Source organism: Siminovitchia terrae (genome assembly GCF_003605405.2).
Lineage (GTDB): Bacteria > Bacillota > Bacilli > Bacillales > Bacillaceae_C > Siminovitchia > Siminovitchia terrae.
This window is the reverse complement of sequence record NZ_QYTW02000008.1, coordinates 136386-158113: the sequence shown is the minus strand read 5'-3', so window position 1 is coordinate 158113 and position 21728 is coordinate 136386. Positions and strand designations below refer to the sequence as shown.

General features: G+C 42.8%; 19 protein-coding genes. 18 read left to right on the top strand and 1 reads right to left on the bottom strand.

Going from position 1 to position 21728, the window contains the following annotated elements:
* Window positions 1-136 precede the first annotated feature (136 nt).
* Window positions 137-505: an MmcQ/YjbR family DNA-binding protein gene (locus D5F11_RS10660; RefSeq protein ID WP_120115816.1), complete on the bottom strand. Its 369-nt coding sequence runs from the start codon at window positions 503-505 to the stop codon at window positions 137-139.
* A 237-nt stretch (window positions 506-742) separates the two neighbouring features.
* Between D5F11_RS10660 and D5F11_RS10655 the strand changes: the two genes are divergently transcribed.
* The 18 genes from D5F11_RS10655 (at window position 743) to D5F11_RS10570 (ending at window position 21692) form a co-directional block, all read left to right on the top strand.
* Complete coding sequence (locus tag D5F11_RS10655; protein ID WP_120115817.1) at window positions 743-1882, top strand: thiolase family protein; 1140 nt, start codon at window positions 743-745, stop codon at window positions 1880-1882.
* 24 nt (window positions 1883-1906) lie between these two features.
* On the top strand, window positions 1907-3463 hold the full coding sequence (locus D5F11_RS10650) for a fatty acid--CoA ligase (RefSeq protein ID WP_120115818.1): 1557 nt from the start codon (window positions 1907-1909) through the stop codon (window positions 3461-3463).
* Window positions 3464-3569: 106 nt separating this feature from the next.
* On the top strand, window positions 3570-3911 hold the full coding sequence (locus tag D5F11_RS10645; RefSeq protein WP_120115819.1) for a DUF378 domain-containing protein: 342 nt from the start codon (window positions 3570-3572) through the stop codon (window positions 3909-3911).
* Between the two features lie 261 nt (window positions 3912-4172).
* On the top strand, window positions 4173-4463 hold the full coding sequence (rpsF, locus tag D5F11_RS10640) for a 30S ribosomal protein S6 (RefSeq protein ID WP_120115820.1): 291 nt from the start codon (window positions 4173-4175) through the stop codon (window positions 4461-4463).
* A gap of 63 nt (window positions 4464-4526) precedes the next feature.
* On the top strand, window positions 4527-5030 hold the full coding sequence (ssb, locus tag D5F11_RS10635; protein ID WP_120115821.1) for a single-stranded DNA-binding protein: 504 nt from the start codon (window positions 4527-4529) through the stop codon (window positions 5028-5030).
* Window positions 5031-5054: 24 nt separating this feature from the next.
* On the top strand, window positions 5055-5291 hold the full coding sequence (gene rpsR / locus D5F11_RS10630) for a 30S ribosomal protein S18 (RefSeq protein ID WP_120115822.1): 237 nt from the start codon (window positions 5055-5057) through the stop codon (window positions 5289-5291).
* Between the two features lie 411 nt (window positions 5292-5702).
* On the top strand, window positions 5703-6641 hold the full coding sequence (locus D5F11_RS10625) for a YybS family protein (protein WP_120115823.1): 939 nt from the start codon (window positions 5703-5705) through the stop codon (window positions 6639-6641).
* Window positions 6642-6683: 42 nt separating this feature from the next.
* Window positions 6684-8657, top strand: a complete 1974-nt coding sequence (locus D5F11_RS10620; protein ID WP_120115824.1) for a DHH family phosphoesterase — start codon at window positions 6684-6686, stop codon at window positions 8655-8657.
* Window positions 8654-9103, top strand: a complete 450-nt coding sequence (gene rplI / locus D5F11_RS10615; RefSeq protein ID WP_120115825.1) for a 50S ribosomal protein L9 — start codon at window positions 8654-8656, stop codon at window positions 9101-9103. Before D5F11_RS10620 ends, rplI begins: the two co-directional genes overlap by 4 nt.
* A 392-nt stretch (window positions 9104-9495) precedes the next feature.
* Window positions 9496-10848, top strand: coding sequence for a replicative DNA helicase (gene dnaB, locus D5F11_RS10610; RefSeq protein ID WP_373316410.1), 1353 nt, complete (start codon window positions 9496-9498; stop codon window positions 10846-10848).
* Window positions 10849-11145: 297 nt separating this feature from the next.
* Entirely contained in the window at window positions 11146-12282 is a 1137-nt protein-coding gene (locus D5F11_RS10605) for a serine hydrolase (protein ID WP_120115827.1), read from the top strand.
* A 166-nt stretch (window positions 12283-12448) separates the two neighbouring features.
* Window positions 12449-13735: an adenylosuccinate synthase gene (locus D5F11_RS10600; RefSeq protein ID WP_120115828.1), complete on the top strand. Its 1287-nt coding sequence runs from the start codon at window positions 12449-12451 to the stop codon at window positions 13733-13735.
* A 576-nt stretch (window positions 13736-14311) separates the two neighbouring features.
* Entirely contained in the window at window positions 14312-15685 is a 1374-nt protein-coding gene (locus tag D5F11_RS10595; RefSeq protein WP_185830630.1) for a vWA domain-containing protein, read from the top strand.
* 550 nt (window positions 15686-16235) lie between these two features.
* Window positions 16236-16943, top strand: a complete 708-nt coding sequence (gene yycF, locus D5F11_RS10590) for a response regulator YycF (protein WP_120115830.1) — start codon at window positions 16236-16238, stop codon at window positions 16941-16943.
* Between the two features lie 6 nt (window positions 16944-16949).
* Entirely contained in the window at window positions 16950-18776 is a 1827-nt protein-coding gene (gene walK / locus D5F11_RS10585; RefSeq protein ID WP_120115831.1) for a cell wall metabolism sensor histidine kinase WalK, read from the top strand.
* Window positions 18773-20098 carry a YycH family regulatory protein gene (locus D5F11_RS10580; protein ID WP_185830629.1) on the top strand — a complete coding sequence of 442 codons (1326 nt, stop codon included), beginning with the start codon at window positions 18773-18775 and terminating at the stop codon, window positions 20096-20098. The genes walK and D5F11_RS10580 overlap by 4 nt, the downstream gene beginning before the upstream one ends.
* Complete coding sequence (locus D5F11_RS10575; RefSeq protein WP_120115833.1) at window positions 20085-20897, top strand: two-component system regulatory protein YycI; 813 nt, start codon at window positions 20085-20087, stop codon at window positions 20895-20897. Before D5F11_RS10580 ends, D5F11_RS10575 begins: the two co-directional genes overlap by 14 nt.
* A complete protein-coding gene (locus tag D5F11_RS10570; RefSeq protein WP_120115834.1) occupies window positions 20898-21692 on the top strand; it encodes an MBL fold metallo-hydrolase in 795 nt (264 codons plus the stop codon).
* The last annotated feature ends 36 nt before the right edge of the window (window positions 21693-21728 follow it).

The window sequence follows — 21728 nt, the reverse complement described above, 5'->3', positions numbered from 1 at the left end:
AGGTATTAAAATACCTTGAGTAAAGTGTACTTACACACTTTATTTGACAAACCCCATATTGTGATAAAAGTCAGCTGTTTTGCTATGATAACCGAAATGCTCCCTTACCAAAATTCACTTAACTTTTCTTAGACATTCATATTTCAAATGGAAGACCAATCTCTTTTTGTGCTTTTTTTGGTAAATTTTTCAAGACTAGGTTGTAGGAATGCGCAATCAATTTTTCTATCAACTCATTTGATATGTTTGATTCAAAGTAAATTGAGTTCCAGTGTTTTTTATTCATATAATATCCGGGAATGACTGCTTCATTATCCTCTCGTAATTCCTCTGAAAGAATCGGATCACATTTTAATGTTAAGATGGGTTTCCCATTTGAATCTCCACCAATCATTGCATACATCTTGGTTCCGATAAAAAATCGGTCAGCTTCCCAATCCTTTTGGTAATCTTGGGTGGTACCTGCGAGTTTTAAACAATAGGCTTCAATGCTTTTTCTATCCATTTCATTACCTCTTCCTTATCTTTTCTCTTAAACCCATTACACTCACTTGCACTCCAAAGCTGTTTGGTTGAAAAAACAATATAAATGGCTCTCTTTTTGTATTTTATCATCTTTCATGTGACATTTAGTCAATTTTCTCTATTCTTTTTCAAATAGAACACCCCAAAGAAGGAAAATGACGAGAGTTTATCGAAAAAGAAAAGTAAGCGCTTTCTAATAACTAAGGGGGAGAAGTGTTTGAGGGAAGTTGTCATAGTTGAAGCTGTTAGGACACCGGTTGGAAAAAGGAACGGGATGCTAAGTCTTATACGCCCGGACGAGCTGCTTGCCATGGTTTTAAAGGAAATTACTGAACGGGCTGGTGTGGAAGCAAGCTATGTGGAGGATGTCATTGCCGGCTGCGTTACACAGACAAGTGAACAGGCGAATGATATTGCAAGGCTCGCAGTATTGATAGCGGGATATCCCATGACAGTTCCGGGAGTCACCATTGACAGACAGTGTGGTTCAAGCCAGCAGGCTGTCCATTTTGCATGCCAGGCGATTTTAAGCGGAGACATGGATGTCGTTATAGCTTGCGGAGTGGAGAATATGTCGCGAGTTCCCATGCTTTCGAATTTGCAGGGAGCTAGAAACAGTAAACAGCTAACGGATCGTTATGAAATAATTAACCAAGGATTGTCGGCGGAACGGATTGCAGAGCAATGGGGTTTTACAAGGGAAGAGCTCGACCATTTTTCCCTGGAGAGCCATGAAAAGGCAGTAAGAGCTATAAAGGAAGGGCGATTTGATCGTGAGATCATGAAAATCATTACTGAAAGTGGAATGATGAATAACGATGAAGGTCCCCGTGAAAATACATCAATGGAAAAACTAGCAGCTTTAGAACCTCCTTTTATAAAAACTGGAAAAATCACCGCAGGTAATGCGAGCCAAATCAGCGACGGGGCTGCAGCCATATTGCTCATGTCCCGAAAAAAGGCGGAGGAACTTGGGGTAAGACCTCGCTTTCGAGTTATTTCCAGGTCAGTAGTGGGGTCTGACCCCACCTTAATGCTGACAGGACCGGTAGCGGCAACGGAAAAAGCATTGGAAAAAGCCGGAATGAACCTTTCAGATATAGATTTATTTGAAGTAAACGAAGCCTTCGCCTCTGTTCCGCTCCAATGGCTGAAAGAAACCGGAGCGAACCCAGCAAAATTGAATGTGAATGGAGGTGCGATTGCATTAGGGCATCCGCTTGGTGCAAGCGGGGCAAGGGTTATGACGACATTGGTTCATGAATTGGAAAGGCAGAATAAGAAATATGGACTTCAGGCGATTTGTGAAGGTTTCGGCATGGCCAACGCGACAATAATTGAAAGACTTGAACAGTAAATTTCAATACAGGGAGTGGTATACATGGGAGGACCTACACTCAGGGATGTATTTGAGCAAACTGTTTCGAAGTTTCCCTTAAAGGAAGGGCTTGTGGATCGGAGACTAGGAAAAAGCTGGACCTACCGTGATTGGGATCTGGAGGTGAACAAGCTTGCCAATGCATTTAAACATGCGGGAGTAGAAAAAGGAGACAGGGTATCCACTGTTTTATATAACACAGCTGAATTTGCAACTACTCTGTTTGCCTGTATGAAAATCGGCGCAGTTTTCAACCCTATCAATTTTCGCCTGACGGGAAAAGAATTGGAATTCATTTTACGTGATGCAGCCCCGAAAATCGTGTTGTATGAAAAAGCAACGAGCAGTCCAGTTACGTATGCGGCACAGTCAATTTCGGATATCCAGTTTTGGTGCATTGACGAGCCCGATTCGTTTGCAAAAGATTATGACGAGGAAATGTTCAATGCTTCGACCGTGAGGCCAGCTTGTGAACTCAATGAAAATGATCCCTACGCCGTCATGTATACCTCTGGAACAACAGGGATGCCTAAAGGTGTCATACATTCCCATCGTAATATGGTGGATCAAAGTCTCATCATGTCGGCTGTTATGCGTGTGACAAAAAATGAGAGGGGTCTGTGTGTAGCACCTATGTTTCACTGTGCCGAGCTCCATTGTGCTTTCCTTCCACGTCTTATGATGGGCGGTTCCAATATAATTATGCATCAATTTAATGCAAAGGAGCTTATTCATGCTATAAAGGAGGAAAGAATCACCCATTTTTTTGGTGCACCAACAATGTGGAATATGATACTGCGTGAAGATTTAACAGAAGCTGATTTTTCCAGCTTGCGTGCTGGGCTTTACGGTGGAGCTCCTATGGCCCCGGTCCTTGTAAAAGAAGTAAATAATACTTTGGGGATTGATTTATTTCAGGCATATGGAATGACTGAAATGGGTCCTGCTATATCTGTGCTATATGATGATGAGCAATTGTCAAAATCAGGAGCGGCTGGAAAACCTTTGATTAATCATGAAATAAGAGTGGTCAAAGTAAAAGAAGGAGTGCCGTCTGATCCGCACGATATTTGTCCTCCTGGGGAACTAGGAGAAATCATCGTGAAGGGACCCAGTACAATGCTGGGATATTTTAACTGTCCGGATGCTACAAAAGAAGCAATGTATAAAGGATGGTATCACTCGGGAGATATTGGATACATGGATGAAGAAGGCGTTTTGTGGGTAAGTGACCGTGTGAAAGATATGATCATTTCGGGTGGCGAAAACATCTATTCAAGGGAAGTCGAAGATGTCCTTTTTGAACATCCCGGCATTTTGGATGCCGCAGTAGTCGGCGAGCCGGATGAAATGTGGGGAGAAAGGGTTGTCGCTTTTGTGGTGAAAAAAGACCCTTCGATAACGGCTGAGGAACTGGATAAATTTTGTACGGATAACAATCGCCTTGCTAGGTATAAAAGGCCGCGCCGTTATGAATTCATGGAGGACCTTCCGAGAAATGCCAGCGGTAAACTGCAAAAATTTATGTTGAGAGAGCAGGCTGCCATCGCTAAAAAATAAAACGAGCTCTAAACAGTATAAAGCACCCCTTTTCTTCAAATAATAGTACCGAATCAATAGTAAATGTAGCTGTTGGTTCTTTTGAAGACAAAAGGGGGTGTTCTATATGAGCACACTACGTAAAATTGCCTTGGCCCTGGTCATTATTGGAGCTATCAACTGGGGGTTGATCGGATTATTCAGGTTTGACCTCGTGTCTGCCATATTTGGCGGGCAAACTGCGGGCTTATCACGTTTAATCTATACCTTAGTTGGATTAAGCGGTCTTATTTGCTTGTCATATTTCTTCGATCGGGAGGAAGCGGACGAGAGTGAACGTTATACAAGCCCAGTTATAGATGAAGAAACAGGCGTTCGACCAAACTATGGAACGGAATTTGCCGAAGATCCAGATCTAGATCTTAACTTCAACCCATCCAAAAATTTGTATGATAATGAGGAAGAATAATTGAAGGCCATGCAAGCTGTAAAAGCGAGCATGGCTTTTTATTTGTTGATGTTAAACTTTCATTGGAGCAATATGTTGATTAATTAGAACGTATGTTCTATAATGATAAAAGAACTATTTATTAGCACATTAAAATGTGAGAATAAATATTTGTCTTATGAGAGCCTTTATGTTATAATTTCTCTCTGTGAGTAATGAAAGTTGCTCCTTGCCCTCGATTATTTTTGAGGGCCGCACAGACCATAAGGAGGTGGATCATTGATGAGAAAGTACGAAATCATGTACATTATTCGTCCTAACATTGAGGAAGAAGCGAAACAATCTGTTGTAGAACGTTTCGATAATATTCTTACTTCTGAAGGGGCTGAAATCATCGAATCGAAGGATTGGGGCAAGCGTCGTTTGGCATATGAGATTGAGGATTTCCGTGAAGGATATTACCGCTTAATCCATGCAAATGCAAATGCTGAAGCTGTTCAGGAATTTGATCGTCTTGCTAAAATCAACGATGATATCATTCGTCATATCGTAATTAAACAAGAAGAAAAATAAACAGAAATAAATGTTCCACGTGGAACATTGTAAGAATAGTAAATCGGGAAGAGGTTGATTCTGATGATGAACCGAGTAGTATTAGTTGGCCGATTAACTAAAGATCCAGATCTGCGTTATACTCCTAACGGAGTACCGGTTGCGAACTTCACATTAGCTGTTAACCGTACGTTTACAAATCAGCAGGGGGAACGTGAAGCAGATTTTGTCAATTGTGTTATTTGGCGTCGACCGGCAGAAAATGTTGCCAACTTCTTGAAAAAAGGAAGCTTGGCTGGGGTTGACGGTCGTTTGCAGACACGGAGTTATGATGATCAGAATGGAAAACGGGTGTATGTAACTGAAGTAGTTGCAGACAGTGTTCAATTTCTGGAGCCTAGAGGTGCTGCTTCACAAGATCGTGGCCGTGATTTTGGTGAAAGCCCGTATGGTGGCGGTGGCGGCCAACGAAGCCAAGGCTCATCCTACGGCGACCAAAAGAACCAGGGCTATACTCGGACAGATGAGGATCCGTTCTCAAATGATGGACAACCAATCGATATCTCAGATGACGATCTTCCATTTTAATAAAATTGTGAAGGAGGGTTTTAAATGGCAGGTGGACGCAGAGGCGGACGTAAGCGTCGGAAAGTGTGTTTCTTTACTTCGAACGGTATTACACACATCGACTATAAAGATGTTGATCTACTTAAAAAGTTCATTTCTGAACGTGGGAAAATTCTTCCACGCCGTGTGACTGGAACAAGCGCTAAGTACCAACGTAAATTGACTGCAGCTATCAAACGAGCTCGTCAAATGGCACTTCTTCCATTCGTGTCAGGAGAATAATCAAAAGGGAGCAATGAGGAGAAATCCTTGCTGCTCCTTTTTTGATTGTGAATAAACCTTAGAGTGTCACGTCTAGTATCGACGCAGCCAAAAGTCTTGGTGCAGGAACATCATCACAACTTTTTCAGCACTTCCCTAGACTTTAGTGGCATCCTCATATTTCATTCTTCTTTACTTTATTAGAGGTATCCAATATCCCCACCTATCTCAATAGCTGCATAAGATATCTAGCAGTACAATAAAAATGAGTCATTCAACCTCGGCAAATCCTTCCGCAAGATTCTTGATTTATCCGGTCCGAAGTAATCCGCTTACCAAATAAATGCTTACTTTAAGAATGTCCTTGTGGATTGTGACTTATCAGGTGTTTTTTGTTAAAATAGACTGGTACATACTTAATGAGGTGAAAAAGTGAAAAATACGCGCATGTTGACAGAAGGGGCGCTGATGCTTACGATTTTTACAGTGTTGCTGCTTTTTTCTGTCTTCGTTCCGATGGCGACGCTCGCCACTCAATTTTTTCTAATATTACCCTTTCTTTTCTATAGTTCAAAATATCCTTTGAAAAATTCAATTGTTTTAGTCGTAGGATCCATTTTTATGGCTATGGTAGCAGGGACGGTGCTTGCTGCTCCAATTGCTATCCTATATGGGACAACTGGTATAATGATGGGATATTGCATTCGGACCGGAAAAACTAAGATGGTTACCTATATGGCTTCGAGTTTGGTGTTTTTGGGTAATGTTTTATTATTTTACGTGCTTGCGACTCAACTGTTTGGTATGAATTTCTTTGATGAACTGATTCGGGTCTTTTCAAGTTCTGCCGACCAATATGCTGACATGATGAGAGCGCTAGGACAGGCTCCTGATCCTAACCTGCAAAAGCAGGTTCAGCATATGATCGGATTAATAAAAACCTTGGCCCCAAGCCTTCTGTTGGGTAGTGCATTCTTATACGTTATTCTTTTCATGGTGATCAACTTTCCGATTATTAAGAGGTTTGGGATTCATGTGCCGAAATTCCCTCCTTTTAGGACGGCTAAATTCCCAAAAAGCATCTTATGGTATTATTTAATCACCTTGATGGTTACCCTCTTCGTTAAACCTGCAGAAGGAACGTTTTTACATATGACCGTCGTCAATGCTGCTTATATATTGCAGATATTGCTGATGATTCAGGGACTGGCTTTCATCTATTACTACAGTCATGTGAAAAAGTGGTCCAAAGCTATACCGGTTACGGCAACGGTTATGACTTTTTTACTGCCATTGTTTTTCTCTATCATCAGGTTATTAGGTATAATTGATTTAGGCTTTGATTTAAGACAACGATTGGCAAAGAAGTAATGATATGAAAAAAATTAGTATGGAGTTAAGGGAGCTGAAAGGATGCCGCCGTATATAAATAGAAAGAAGAGCCTTCCTCCGATAATTGGGATTGTAGCTTTAAGCGCCATTCTTCTTGTAATCATCAGTCTTCGTTACTGGTGGGCAGGCGCGATAGGAGCTCTCTTGCTCGTAATTTTCGTGGTATTATTTTTAAATTCCCAGAAGGACAGGATGAGAGAGATTGAAAAGTATATTTCCACCCTTTCTCACCGTGTGAAAAAAGTGGGGGAAGAAGCGCTACTGGATATGCCGATCGGAGTGATGTTGTTCAATGAAGATTATATCATTGAATGGAGCAATTCTTACATGGCATCACGGCTGAATGAGCCGTCACTTGTGGGGCGTTCACTGTATGAAGTAGCCGAATCACTCATACCATCCCTTCAACAGGAAAAAGAATCTGAGATCATTACATTGAATGAACGTAAATATCGCGTACTTTTGAAGATTGAAGAACGTCTTCTTTATTTTTTTGATGTAACGGAAGAAATCGAAACGATGAAACGGTATCAGGATGAACGTCAGGTCATTGCGACCATTCTGCTTGATAATTATGATGATGCGACACAGGGAATGAATGATCAGACGAAAAGTGAACTCAATAGCACGGTTACGGCTTTGTTGAATAATTGGGCCTTGGAACACGGCATCTTTTTAAAAAGAACATCATCGGACCGGTTTATTATTTTATTTAATGAAAAAACATTGCATGAGCTAGAGCAGGATAAGTTTTCTATCTTGGATGTCGTCAGGGAAACGACAGCAAAGCAGCATGTGCCGCTTACTTTAAGCATCGGTGTGGGGCTTGGCGTTTCTGATTTTCCAGAACTCGGATCACTCTCCCAATCAAGCTTAGATTTGGCATTGGGACGCGGGGGAGACCAGGTCGCAATGAAACTGCCAAATGGAAAATTGAAATTCTATGGCGGGAAAACAAACCCAATGGAGAAAAGAACTCGGGTCCGTGCCCGCGTTATCTCTCATGCATTGAAAGACTTAATCCTGGGAAGCGACAAGGTGATCATCATGGGGCATAAATTCCCAGATCTTGATGCAATCGGAGCTTCGATAGGGGTCAGAAAAGCGGCAGAGATGAATGGAAAAGAAGGCTATATAGTCATTGACTTCAATGAAATTGATACAAGTGTCAGAAGACTTCTGGAGGAATTAAAGAACGAGCCAGACCTTTATTCCAGGTTCATTTCGCCTGAGGATGCCCTAGAAATTGCAACGGAAGGTACACTACTTGTCGTTGTAGATACACATAAACCTTCTCTAGTGATTGAGGAAAAACTGTTGAACAAAACCGACCGGGTCGTCGTCATAGATCATCACCGGAGAAGCGAAGATTTTATCAACAAGCCGCTGCTAGTTTATATGGAGCCATATGCTTCGTCTACAGCTGAGCTTGTGACAGAATTGCTCGAATACCAGCCGAAGAGTAAAAAGCTTCACAGACTGGAAGCGACGGCACTTTTATCTGGTATTATTGTTGATACGAAGAGCTTTACTTTGCGAACGGGATCCCGGACATTTGATGCGGCTTCTTATTTGCGGGCTCGCGGAGCGGATACAGTTCTTGTACAAAGCTTTATGAAGGAAGACATCGAATCTTATATTAAAAGAGCTAAGCTGATTGAAACAATGGAATTTTACGGAAACGGAGTGACCATCGCGACCGGCGTTGAAAATGTAGTCTATAGCCCGGTCATGATTGCACAAGCGGCTGATACACTATTGACAATGGATGGTGTAGCTGCATCGTTTGTTATCTCCAAACGAGCGGAAGAGGTTGTAGGAATCAGCGCGCGTTCCCTTGGAGAAGTGAATGTGCAGGTTATTATGGAAATGCTCGGCGGAGGGGGACACCTGACGAATGCAGCAGCACAGCTTCCGGGAATCACGGTAGTAGAAGCGGAGCTGCAGTTAAGACAGGTGTTGGATGAATATTTTGAAGGAGGTCAAACATCGTGAAAGTAATTTTCTTAAAAGATGTAAAAGGGAGAGGTAAAAAAGGGGAAGTGAAGGATGTTGCTGTCGGTTATGCACAAAACTTCCTTTTAAAACAAGGGTTGGCAGTTGAAGCAACACCTGGAAATTTGGCTAATCTTAAAAACCAGCAAAAGAAAGAGCAGAAATTGGAAGAAGAAGCTCTTCAGGATGCTAAAAACCTTAAAGAGAAAATAGAGAAGCTTACGGTTGAGATTAAAGCGAAATCTGGTGAAGGCGGACGATTATTCGGCTCTATTACCAACAAGCAAGTGGCAGATGAGCTGAAAAAGACGCATGACATCAAAGTGGATCGCAGAAAAATTGAAATGGATCAGCCGATCCGGGCGCTTGGCGTTACGAAAGTGCCGGTTAAACTTCATCATGAAGTGACAGCGACTCTCAATGTCCATGTACTGGAACAAAAATAATATACTTCTCATTGATCGATTCATGATAGAATAGAATAAACGATAAAAATGTGATCTGGTTACTACGGGTCACATTTTTTTACTGATTAGTAATGATAAAACACATAAATTTTAAAAAGTTTCATCCCATTATACTGGGACCGGCTTCTACGGAGAGGGGGGTCCCAGAGCCACCGACGGGACAGAACTTAGCCCACAAAGAAGATTGTGCTCCTGAGAAAGCCTCGTCACAAAGCTGCAGGAGTTTAATCCAAGAGGCATCCCATAATTTGAAACCAGTAGTTTGACTGAAGAATTGTCGTGTTTTCCCGCGCTGCTCCAGGAGCTTGCGCCTTTATTTTGGATCAATGAGGTTGAAGAAAGGGGAGGTGACCTGTACATTGAATGAGTTGATGATTGACCGTACGCCGCCGCAAAATATAGAAGCTGAGCAGGCGGTGATCGGGGCGATTTTTCTTGATCCTGCGGCTATCGTATTAGCATCTGAGATTTTGCTGCCGGAAGATTTTTACCGCAGTGCCCATCAGAAAATATTTGAAGTCATGATCCATTTAAATGAAACAGGACATGCCGTTGATTTGGTTACCGTTACGGAACAACTGGCCGCCTCAAAATTGCTGGAGGATGTTGGCGGGATCTCTTATTTGAGTGAGCTTTCCGTATCCGTCCCGACAGCAGCCAATGTTGGCTACTATGCCAGAATCGTAGAAGAGAAGGCTCTGTTGCGCCGTCTGATCCGAACTGCTACAGATATTGCAACAGAAGGCTATACGCGCGAAGATGAAGTGGAAGCACTCCTTGATGAAGCTGAAAAAAATATCATGGAAGTCGCCCAGCGCAAAAATTCAGGAGCCTTTCAAAATATTAAAGACGTCCTCGTCCGAACATACGACAATATTGAACTGCTTCATAACCGGAAAGGGGATGTGACGGGGATCCCGACAGGGTTCTCGGAATTGGACCGGATGACTGCTGGATTCCAACGCAACGATTTGATCATTGTTGCAGCACGTCCATCTGTGGGGAAGACAGCTTTTGCTTTGAATATTGCCCAAAATGTTGGAACGAAAACAGATGAAAATGTAGCGATTTTCAGCTTGGAAATGGGATCAGAGCAACTTGTGATGAGGATGCTCTGTGCAGAAGGGAATATTGATGCTCAAAATTTAAGAACAGGCTCTCTTACTGATGAGGACTGGCGAAAACTGACGATGGCAATGGGGAGCTTATCCAATTCAGGTATTTATATTGACGATACACCAGGAATCCGGGTCAGTGAAATCCGTTCGAAATGTCGGAGACTGAAGCAGGAAAGCGGACTAGGAATGATTTTGATCGACTACTTGCAGTTGATTCAAGGGAGTGGCCGTTCAAAGGAAAACCGGCAGCAGGAAGTATCGGAAATCTCCCGTTCACTTAAGGCACTCGCCCGTGAATTGGAAGTTCCGGTCATTGCTTTGTCACAGTTATCCCGGGGAGTCGAACAGCGTCAGGATAAACGGCCAATGATGTCCGATATCCGGGAATCTGGATCCATTGAGCAGGATGCGGACATCGTAGCATTCCTGTATCGTGATGATTATTATGACAAGGAAACGGAAAACAAAAATATCATCGAAATCATTATCGCTAAACAGCGGAACGGCCCGACAGGAACTGTATCGCTGGCATTTGTAAAAGAATATAATAAATTCGTCAACCTGGAACGAAGATTTGATGAAGCGGATGCTCCGCCTGGAGCATAGTTGTAGAGCACCTCTTGTATAGAGGTGTTTTTTTTTAATAAAGTATGAATTGGGATTACTCCAGACTTTTTTCATATAAGCAATATTTTAGTTAAATAAAACGCATCTCTAATAAAGGTTCCCGAATTAGGTGTGAGGTCGAAAAACGGTAACCAATCCAATAAAGTGCCCGTATTTGCCGGAAAACGAAAAAGACGGTACCAACTCCTTCGTTGATATCAAACTTATTATTTGTCCAAGTTTCACTCGAAACCTTATGAACTCTGTTCCCGTATATGACATGAGGGGTGAACAGATGTGAAGAAAGTTCTTTGGATCATTGTTGCTGTATTGTTTATTGTGGTATTAATCATAGGTTTTGGTACTTGGTTTATCAAAAAGGAGTTTAAAGAGGATGACCCCGAATTTGTTCTCCAGTTAATCAAAGAGCAGGCAGATTCAAAAAATGTTGCTTTATCAATCGTGCACAACGGAAAGCAGCTTGCGGATGTAAACAGTGACCAGCCTCTGCCGCTGGCCAGCACGATGAAGATTATTGTAGCGATTGAGTATGCACAGCAAGCTGCCGAAGGAACGATTGATCCAGAAGAAAAAGTAAGCCTTCAAGAATTAGAAAAATATTATATTTCGAAGACAGATGGTGGCGCGCATCAGGCATGGATTGATTCCTTAAATTCTTTGGAGCAGGTACCGATTAGCGAAGTAGCAAATGGAATGATTGCCTTTAGTTCCAATGCGAATACGGATTTTCTAATCAACCTTTTAGGGGTGGATCATATTAATGACGTTCTCATCCAAACTGAGCTTTCTGCTCATGAGCCGATCTACTCAATCGGAGGTGGGATGTTTATTCCTCTAACAATAATGGAAGAAGGGAATTTGTCCAAGAAGGAAGCATTAAAGGTATTAGAGGACATGTCCCTGGATGACTATCGGGCAAGAGCGAACGAAATATTCAAGAATTGGAATGAGAAGCCGCCAACTTCCGAGGAGAAAAAGGAATCGGCTTCAGCCCTTGATATGAAATTCCAAAAAATTTGGTCCGATCGTTTGCCGAGAGCAACGACAAGTGATTATGTTTCTCTGATGGAAAAATTAAATAGCAAACAGTATTTTTCCAAAGAAACCCATACTTTTCTTGACCCTGTTATGGAAGGGTTGATGCAAAATCCACAAAATCGCGAGTGGCTCAAACATGCGGGACAAAAAGGTGGTTCGACAGCCTTTGTATTAACAAAAGCCATGTATGCAGAGGATAAGAAGGGCAATCGGACAGAGTTTGCTTTTTTTGCCAATGATCTGGGTACGATTGAACAAATGCAGCTGACAAAAAAATTGAACAGTTTTCAACTTGAAATTTTGACGAATCCTTCTTTTCGGTCAAAAGTGGAAAAAATATTAGGAACTTCGAATTCTGTTAATCAAACTGAATAATAGGGGTTATAATAAGATTAGAGCAAAAAATAAATTGTAAAAGCGAACAAATAATATAAAAATCGCCAACAATGTTCGTCTTTTTATTGGTGTGTGGGATCCGTACTGATAAAATATAGATGTTCCATATTAGGGTTCGTCATGAACTGTCGGAGGTGCTTTTTGCATGTCATCAGTAGTAGTTGTCGGTACACAATGGGGAGACGAAGGAAAAGGGAAGATTACAGACTTCTTATCCGAGAATGCAGAAGTGATTGCCCGTTATCAAGGGGGCAACAATGCCGGCCATACAATCCAATTTAACAGCGTTACATATAAGCTGCATTTAATTCCATCAGGGATTTTTTATAAAGATAAGATCAGTGTGATAGGAAACGGGATGGTTGTAGATCCGAAAGCCCTTGTTCAAGAACTCGCGTATTTGCACGGACATTCCATTTCTACGGATAATTTGCGAATCAGCAACAGAGCGCATGTCATTCTTCCATACCATATTAAAATTGACGAAGTGGAAGAAGAACGTAAGGGTGCAAACAAGATCGGTACAACCAAAAAAGGAATCGGCCCTGCATACATGGATAAAGCTGCACGTATCGGAATCCGGATTGCCGACCTTTTGGATCGCGAAGTCTTTGAGGAAAAATTGACACGCAATCTTGAAGAGAAAAACCGTCTGTTGGAGCGTTTTTATGAAACAGAAGGTTTCACTCTGGAAGAGATTCTGGATGAATATTATGAGTACGGTCAACAGTTCAAGGACTATGTATGTGATACATCCGTTGTCCTGAATGATGCGCTTGATGAAGGCAAACGTGTCCTTTTTGAAGGAGCTCAAGGCGTCATGCTAGACATCGACCAAGGAACCTATCCGTTCGTTACATCATCCAACCCGGTTGCGGGAGGAGTAACGATTGGCTCTGGTGTCGGACCAACGAAAATCGACCATGTTGTCGGAGTGTGTAAAGCATATACATCCCGTGTGGGAGATGGACCATTCCCAACAGAATTGAAAGATGAGATCGGTGACCAAATCCGTGAAGTGGGACGTGAATATGGTACAACAACAGGGCGTCCGCGCCGCGTCGGCTGGTTCGACAGTGTCGTTGTTCGCCATGCTCGCAGAGTCAGCGGATTAACGGACCTTTCGTTGAACTCCATCGACGTGTTGACAGGAATTGAAACGGTAAAAATTTGTACAGCATACGATTATAAAGGTACATTAATCAAAGAATATCCAGCTAACTTAAACATTTTAAAGGATTGCAAGCCTGTATATGAGGAACTCCCTGGTTGGACGGAGAATATCACAGGTTGTAGAACATTGGATGAACTGCCTGCAAATGCGCGCCATTACCTTGAGCGTGTATCCCAATTGACAGGTGTACCTCTTTCCATCTTCTCAGTTGGACCGGATCGTTCACAAACCAACATAGTGAAGAGTGTGTGGAGGTAGAAAAGCGGAAGGCGTCGTTTAGCGACGTACAGACTGGACGACTCCTGACGAGATAAAGGAAACACGGCGACGAAGGCCGCCTCAAGCCGCCACGTCCTGTGGCTTCTGTGGCACTAGGACGTCCTGTCCGTCGGCAGGCTCAGAGCGCGACATTCTGTCGCTTCGATTGCACTAGTACTTCTCCTGTACGTCGGAGCCGATGTTGACTTATCGTAGGAAGGAGAAGGAAGTCTGCTAGTCGCTGACGCCTGTAGCTGGACAAATGGAAAACGCAAGTCGCTGTTTAACAACAAAAGTATATATTATTTAAGTAAGGCATGGGATTTTACAACTCCATGTCTTTTTCTTTTTTTGGGCAGGTGCTGCCCAAAAGATCAGTTCGTGCGCTTATCTCCAGAACAACGGACAAAAATAGGTGGGGAATCCCTACTGGCATCGCTATCTCTACAATACTTTCTTCCTAGCCTGAACAAGATCTTTTTTAGTAAAAAAGGATGATTCCTTTCGGTTTCGCTATTCCTTTCGAAAATCCAAAGTTAGAATATGCTTAAGACTCCAATGGAAAGGAAGAAGAAGGTGAAAAGATTACTGTTTGCGATTTTGGCTACCGGGGTCATTGTTGGTGGCTGTGGCAAGGCGGAGAAGACGAAAAAAGAGTCGGAGCCTGATCTATCTGTTGAGGGCAGTACCGCTGAGGAGACGGAGGTAAAAGACGCCTGGTGGGAAAAAGAACTGGAAGTCTATGAATCGACAGATTTGCCGAGAGAGATGACGAAAGACGAGAAGGACCTCATGAGGAAACCCGGTGAATTTAGCGGGGATCAATATGATGAGCAGGCGGCTATTGAAAAGCTCAAGGAGCTTCCTGATCATTTGACCAGTGAGCAATACTCGGAAGCGATCGTGAAATTGGTAGCTGAAGATTATCATGAGGAAGTTCAGGAATTGATTAAATTTGACCCTACGATTGAAGCAACTGGCAGCCGACCTGATGAGGAAATTGATGAACCGACTGTGAACGGTGTCCATTACGCCATTTTATTGGATGCCAGCGGCAGTATGAACGCCCAAAACAAGGGCGGAACAAGAATGGAAGAGGCCAAAAGCGCGATCCTGAGTTTTATAGATGTCCTACCTAAGGAAAGCACGGTCTCCCTTCGAGTATACGGGCACGAAGGAACCGGAAGTGATGCGGATAAGGAACGCTCCTGCGCATCCACCGAAACACTTTATAATGGAGCAAACGATCCGGGCAAGGTGAAGTCTGCTCTGAATCAAGTAAAACCAGCAGGCTGGACACCGATTGGAAAAGCGATTGCCGAGACCAAAAAGGATATTCCAAAAGATGCTGGTTCCGCCATTGTGTATGTGGTAAGTGACGGGATTGAAACATGCGGGGGAGACCCTGTAAAAGAGGCCAAACAACTGGCCGCGGAAGGAATTGAGCCGATTATCAATATTATCGGTTTCCAAGTGGACAATGAAGCCCAGCAGCTTTTAAAAGAAGTGGCCGAAGCTGGGAACGGTGAGTTCACACTTGCCAACTCCAAACAAGATGTAGAGAAATATTGGCAAGAAGAGTACCAGCGTTTAATGAGGGCATGGGAAAAGTGGCAGCGGGAAGGCCTTAAAGAAGTGGAAGCTAAGCAACAGGATCTTATGAAGAAAGCGGAAGGCTTGGGCCAATCCGTCATGAAAAAATCTGAAATTGAATTCAAACATGCTGAAGCCCTCCATATCGCCCTTTCAAAAGAAGGGATTCAGGAGGAATACGATATTACTAACAAAGTTTGGAACTTGCTTTATGACCGCCAGCAAAAAATTTGGAGATATGGATATGAGACCGGAACTAAAACATGGAGAGAGGCCTACGAAGGCGGAAATAAAGTTTGGAGAGAAATTTATTACGAAGGAAACAACAAATGGCAGGAATATTATCATAAACAATAAAGGTTTGCATAAACTATTTTAAACAGAAAAGACAACCCGCTCAAATTGTAAACATTATGTGACAATCCTAAGAAACTAGTTTTTTTCTTGGAAAATCGTGTCTGCATTTGTTGCACACTCAAAAATCCTGTGATAATATACGATTTATTACATCATCCATCAAGAAGCATTGCGACGACATTGACTCTCGCAGTGCTTTTTCTATTATCCAGGGAATGATTGGAAAAATAATAACGTTGGAGTAGTCACTTTTTGCTGTGTTCAGCTCTGATGGACAAGTACGAGTTTAATCGCAGTGACAAGCGCTGCGTCCCAGGCTGTGGCGCTTGAAACGTGATCAAGTTTGTCTGAAACAAATGGCTGTGGTAGCTAAAAAGCTGCCTCTCCAAATAAATACTGCACTTAGAACCTTTATAGGAGTGGTCCCAGCGGGCTCTTGCCCCATTTGGACTAGTCCTTTTTTTATGATAAAATAGTTAGATTAAGAGACAAAAATAATTTTGTAGAACATATATGATAAATATTGGTTGATGGGAGGAGACGGGGCACTGTGGAGAAGAAGATTTTAGTAGTTGACGACGAGAAGCCGATTGCCGATATCCTGCAGTTTAACTTAAAGAAAGAGGGATTTACGGTACAATGTGCCTACGATGGCGAAGAAGCGCTTGAACTCGTTGAAGAAATGCAGCCTGATATGGTTTTGCTTGATATCATGCTTCCAAGCCGTGATGGGATGGAAGTCTGCAGGGAAATCCGAAAGAAATATGAAATGCCGATTATTATGCTGACTGCCAAGGATTCAGAAATAGATAAAGTTCTTGGACTTGAGCTTGGCGCGGACGATTATGTAACAAAGCCTTTCAGCACGAGGGAATTGATTGCGCGGGTGAAGGCGAATTTACGCCGGCACGCACAAATCGCTGATCAACTGACGGAAGAAGAGAATGATGAAATCACTATTGGTTCACTGACTATTCATCCCAATGCCTATGTCGTGTCCAAGAATGGAGAAACCATTGAATTGACACACCGGGAATTTGAGCTTCTCCATTATCTAGCAAAGCACAGCGGACAAGTAATGACCCGCGAGCACTTGCTGCAAACGGTATGGGGCTATGATTACTTTGGAGATGTCAGGACAGTAGATGTGACTGTAAGGCGCCTCAGGGAAAAAATAGAAGACAATCCAAGCCATCCTACGTGGATTGTTACGAGAAGAGGAGTAGGCTACTATTTACGCGTACCTGAACAGGAGTAGTCCCATATGGAAAAAGTAGGTTTTTTTCGATCTGTACATGTTAAGTTTGTAACAATCTATTTATTGCTTATTTTGATTGCCATGCAGATCATCGGCGTTTACTTCATTAATAAGCTCGAAGATCAATTGGTCCGCAATTTCCAGCAATCTATCGAAGGAAGATTACCTTTGCTGGAATACAGTCTTGTCGAGGAAATGATGAAGGATCGTGCGGATGAAAACATTCCTCCGCTCGAAGAAGAAGTGGGGAAGCTCCTCGCTGACTTTTCAGCCCAGGATATTTCAGAGGTTCGAGTCATCAATAACAGAAGCTTGATCATCGGGACCTCGGAACGGAACAATCAGAGCATTGTTGGCCAGAAAACAACCGATGTAATGGTAAAAAGGATTTTGGCTGGCGGAAAAAAAGAAGATAAAATTTTTATAGATCAACAGTCCGGAAACCGTGTTTGGATTTTGGCGACACCTATTAAAATCGGTGGGGAAGTGGCTGGTTCCATCTACCTTGTCGCAAAAATAGAAACAGTTTTTGACCAGTTGGAAGAAATCAACCAAATCTTCATATCTGCTACGTTGATTGCTATGCTCATTACAGCAATACTGGGTATCCTTGTGGCAAGGACGATTACAAGGCCGATTTCTGACATGAAGAGACAAGCAGTGGCCATGGCAAAAGGAAATTTTTCACGGAAGGTCCGTGTCTATGGAGAAGATGAAATCGGGCAGCTTGCTATTTCGTTCAACTACTTGACTCGAAAGCTGCAGGAAGCGCAGGCTATGACCGAAGGAGAACGCCGAAAGCTTTCCTCGGTTCTTTCCAATATGACGGACGGCGTCGTTGCGACAGATAGGAAGGGACGAGTCATTTTAATCAATGAGCGGGCTTCCCAGATGCTGAATGTTTCACGTGAAACAATGATCTCCCAGCCGGTGACAGAGCTGCTCCTTTTGGATGATGAATACAGCTTTGAAGACCTTCTGGATCAGCAGGAACCGATTGTACTTGACTACAGCACGGATGATTCTCTCTTTCTTTTACGGGCTAATTTTTCCGTCATTCAAAGGGATACAGGCTTTGTAAACGGGCTGATTGTCGTTCTTCATGATGTGACGGAAGAGGAGAAAATTGAAGCGGAACGCAGAGAATTTGTGGCGAATGTTTCACATGAGCTAAGAACGCCGCTCACAACTATGCGCAGCTACCTTGAAGCGCTAACTGATGGAGCATTGCATGATAAAGAGCTGGCTCCGCGTTTCTTAGATGTAACACAGAATGAAACGGAGCGGATGATCCGCCTCGTAAATGATCTTTTGAAACTGTCAAAAATGGACAGCAAGGACTATGAGATCAATACGACATGGGTTGATTTTGTATCATTCTTCAACCATATCATTGACCGCTTTGAGATGACGAAAGAGCGCCATGTCACTTTCAAGCGGATGCTGCCTGACAAAGCAATGTTCATCAAAATTGATGAGGATAAGCTGACGCAGGTCATTGACAATATCATTTCAAATGCTCTTAAGTATTCTCCGGAAGGTGGCCGGGTGACATTCAGGCTGAAGGTACTTGATGATCAGATTCAAATCAGCATCAGCGACCAAGGCTTAGGTATTCCGAAGGAAAACCTGGAAAAGGTGTTTGAACGTTTCTACAGGGTGGATAAGGCCCGGACGAGACGCCTCGGGGGAACAGGTCTTGGACTTGCGATTGCAAAAGAAATGATAGGTGCCCATGGCGGAGATATTTGGGCAAGGAGCGTGGAAGGAAAAGGGACGACAATCATATTTACGCTCCCTTACGATCCGGAACAAGAGGATGATTGGTCGTGAGATACGAAACAATTAAATCAGTGCTGCTTGTTTTTCTTGTCATTACCAGTGCCGTATTAACTTGGACTTTATGGACTTTTCAGCCGAAATATGAGTTTAATGATAAAAAACAAGTTCATGAAGTCTCCATTTCTGATTCGAAGGATGTAGGGGAGGTCATCAGACCGGTTAAACTCCTACTTCATATGGACAGCGGTCACTTTGGTATAGTAGACGAAAAGAAAATCGGGGAGACGTTACAGGAACTCAGCAGTTGGAGCTTTTATGATCTTGGCGATGCAAGGTCCTATTCGCAGGATCAAATCAGAGCTATAGCTCAAAGAGAGAATTCGCTGGAACTCATCTTCCCTGATCTCGTCCCTTTTGATTTATATAAAGGGATCCTTAGATTTGAGGCGGAAAGTTTGCCGGGAGGATCATTTGACCGTTTGGTTATCCATTGGGAGGGCGAGTCCAAGGAAGACGGTATCGGCTATTTTATCTCGAACAAAGAAGGAAAAGTCTATGAAAGCCACGTCAATCATGAATATATACAAGCTCTTTTAAACCGCTTGGAAAAACAGACAAGCCAATTTCCTGAATTCAAAGCGTATGAGTTGCCGGATGGCAGGGTAAAGTATCTTCCTGCGAAAGAGACAGTGATGTACAGATATCATTATTATGCTGATTACATCGATCCTAATAAGTTTAAGGAGGCACTATTTAAGGACCCCAGTTTGGTAAGAAAAATCAGTGAGGATGCAATCGGTGAAAAATTAACTGACCCGACCAGTATGATGAATGTGAATAAAGCGAATAGCACGATCGATTATGTAAATCCGAGTCAGGTAGTAGATACGGCAAACGGCCAGGCCAATATTGATCTACTTAAGAGAAGCATCGATTTTATAAACGAACATGCTGGCTGGACGGACAATTATAAATATTTTGGTATGGACCCAACTACTCAGAAGACGACTTTCCAATTGTTTTTGAAAGGTTATCCGGTATTTAATGCTGAGGGTATGTCTGAAATCAAACTATATTGGGGCAAGGAGGAGGTTTACCAATATCGCAGGCCATATTTCAGCCTTGATATTCCGTTGCCTCATCCTGAAAAGGTCTATTTGTCCTCCGGGGAAGAAGTAATGGATACCTTACTGGCGGATCCGAACATAGACATCAATAAACTACAGGAGCTGATCCTTGGTTATAGAATATACAAGAACCCGGAGAATTCGAAAGTGATTATTCTGGAACCTTCTTGGTACTATTTATACAAGGGTACTTGGGAGCGATTTGAAGTGAAGGAAGCTAGGGGGAATCTAAGTGGATTGGGGTAGACTGAAGACCATTTTCATTATCGCATTCTTAATCCTCGACATTTTCCTTCTGACTCAATTGATGAATAAACAAAAGGATAACAAGCTCGAAGTGAGGACAGATGTCTCTTTGGAAGAAAACCTGCACAACGACGGTATTGATTACAGTGGCATTCCGAAAAACCCGATCAGGGACCAATATATGAGTGCTAACACAAAGGTTTTCAGTGAAAAAGAGACTGAGAAGCTGAAGGACCAGTTTACCACCATTGTAGACGGCTCCATTATTTATTCTAAACTGGCGAATCCCGTCAAAGTGCCGGATAAGCTTAATGTTCAAGAGATGGAACAGTATGTGCGAAATAATGTTCTTTACGGAGACCAATACGGCTTCGGTAACTATGATGAAAAAGCCGGGACCATTACCTTTTACCAAAAACACCAGGATAAATTGCTCTTTAAAAATAGAAGCGCACACCTCGTTTTTTATGTCGAGAAAAATAATGAAGTCTATTCATATGAGCAGACGATGCTTGAAAAGATTGAGCCAATCAGTGAAAAAGAAGAGGTATTGCCGGCAATTCGTGCGGTGGAGGCAATTTACCGGAATAAGCTGCTGAAGCAGGACAGCAAGATTGTCCGAGCTGAGCTGGGTTATTATACGGTTGTCAATATGGAGGCATCTCAGGTGCTGACACCAACTTGGCACGTGGTTGCCGAACATGAAGGCGAGAAAGAGTCAATGCTTGTGAATGCATTTGAAGGACAAATTATTCAGGAAAACACGGGAAGTGGGAAATCGGTATTGGAGGTAAGATGAATGTCGATGCAATTTAGCGTACTGGCAAGTGGCAGTTCAGGGAATGCTTTTTATATAGAGACAAAGGAACATTCCTTTCTTGTAGATGCCGGGTTGAGCTGTAAAAAAATCGGTGAGCAGATGGAGCAGATTGACCGTGATCCGGCCAAGCTAGACGCAATTTTCATTACCCATGAACACAGCGATCATATCAAGGGGCTTGGGGCCATGGCGAGAAAATACAAGCTGCCCGTTTACGCGAATGAACGGACGTGGAAAGCAATGGACGGCCTTGTTGGGGAAATTGCTGTTGATCAAAAATTCACTTTTGACATGGAGACAGTGAAATCCTTTGGCAGCCTTGATATTGAATCGTTTGGTGTGTCGCATGATGCTGCTGAACCAATGTTTTACATTTTCAGAACTGGAGAAAAGAAGGTTGTTTTGATCACAGATACTGGATATGTCAGTGATCGTATGAAAGGAATGATCTCGGACGCTGACGTCTATATTTTTGAGAGCAACCATGACACAGAGATGCTAAGGATGGGGAGGTATCCCTGGAATATCAAACGGAGAATACTAAGCGATGTTGGCCATGTCTCCAATGAAGATGCGGCTCTTGCTATGAGTGATGTCATTGGTGATCGGACAAAACGGATTTATCTTGCTCACTTAAGCAAGGATAATAATATGAAAGACTTGGCAAGGATGAGCGTAACACAGACGCTCGCTACAAGAGGAATAGAAACTGGCACTCAGTTGGATCTTTTTGATACAGATCCGTACATACCAACAGGGTTAACTGCTGTATAGAAGGTTTAAGGTTCAACCAATAAGGAAAAGAAATGA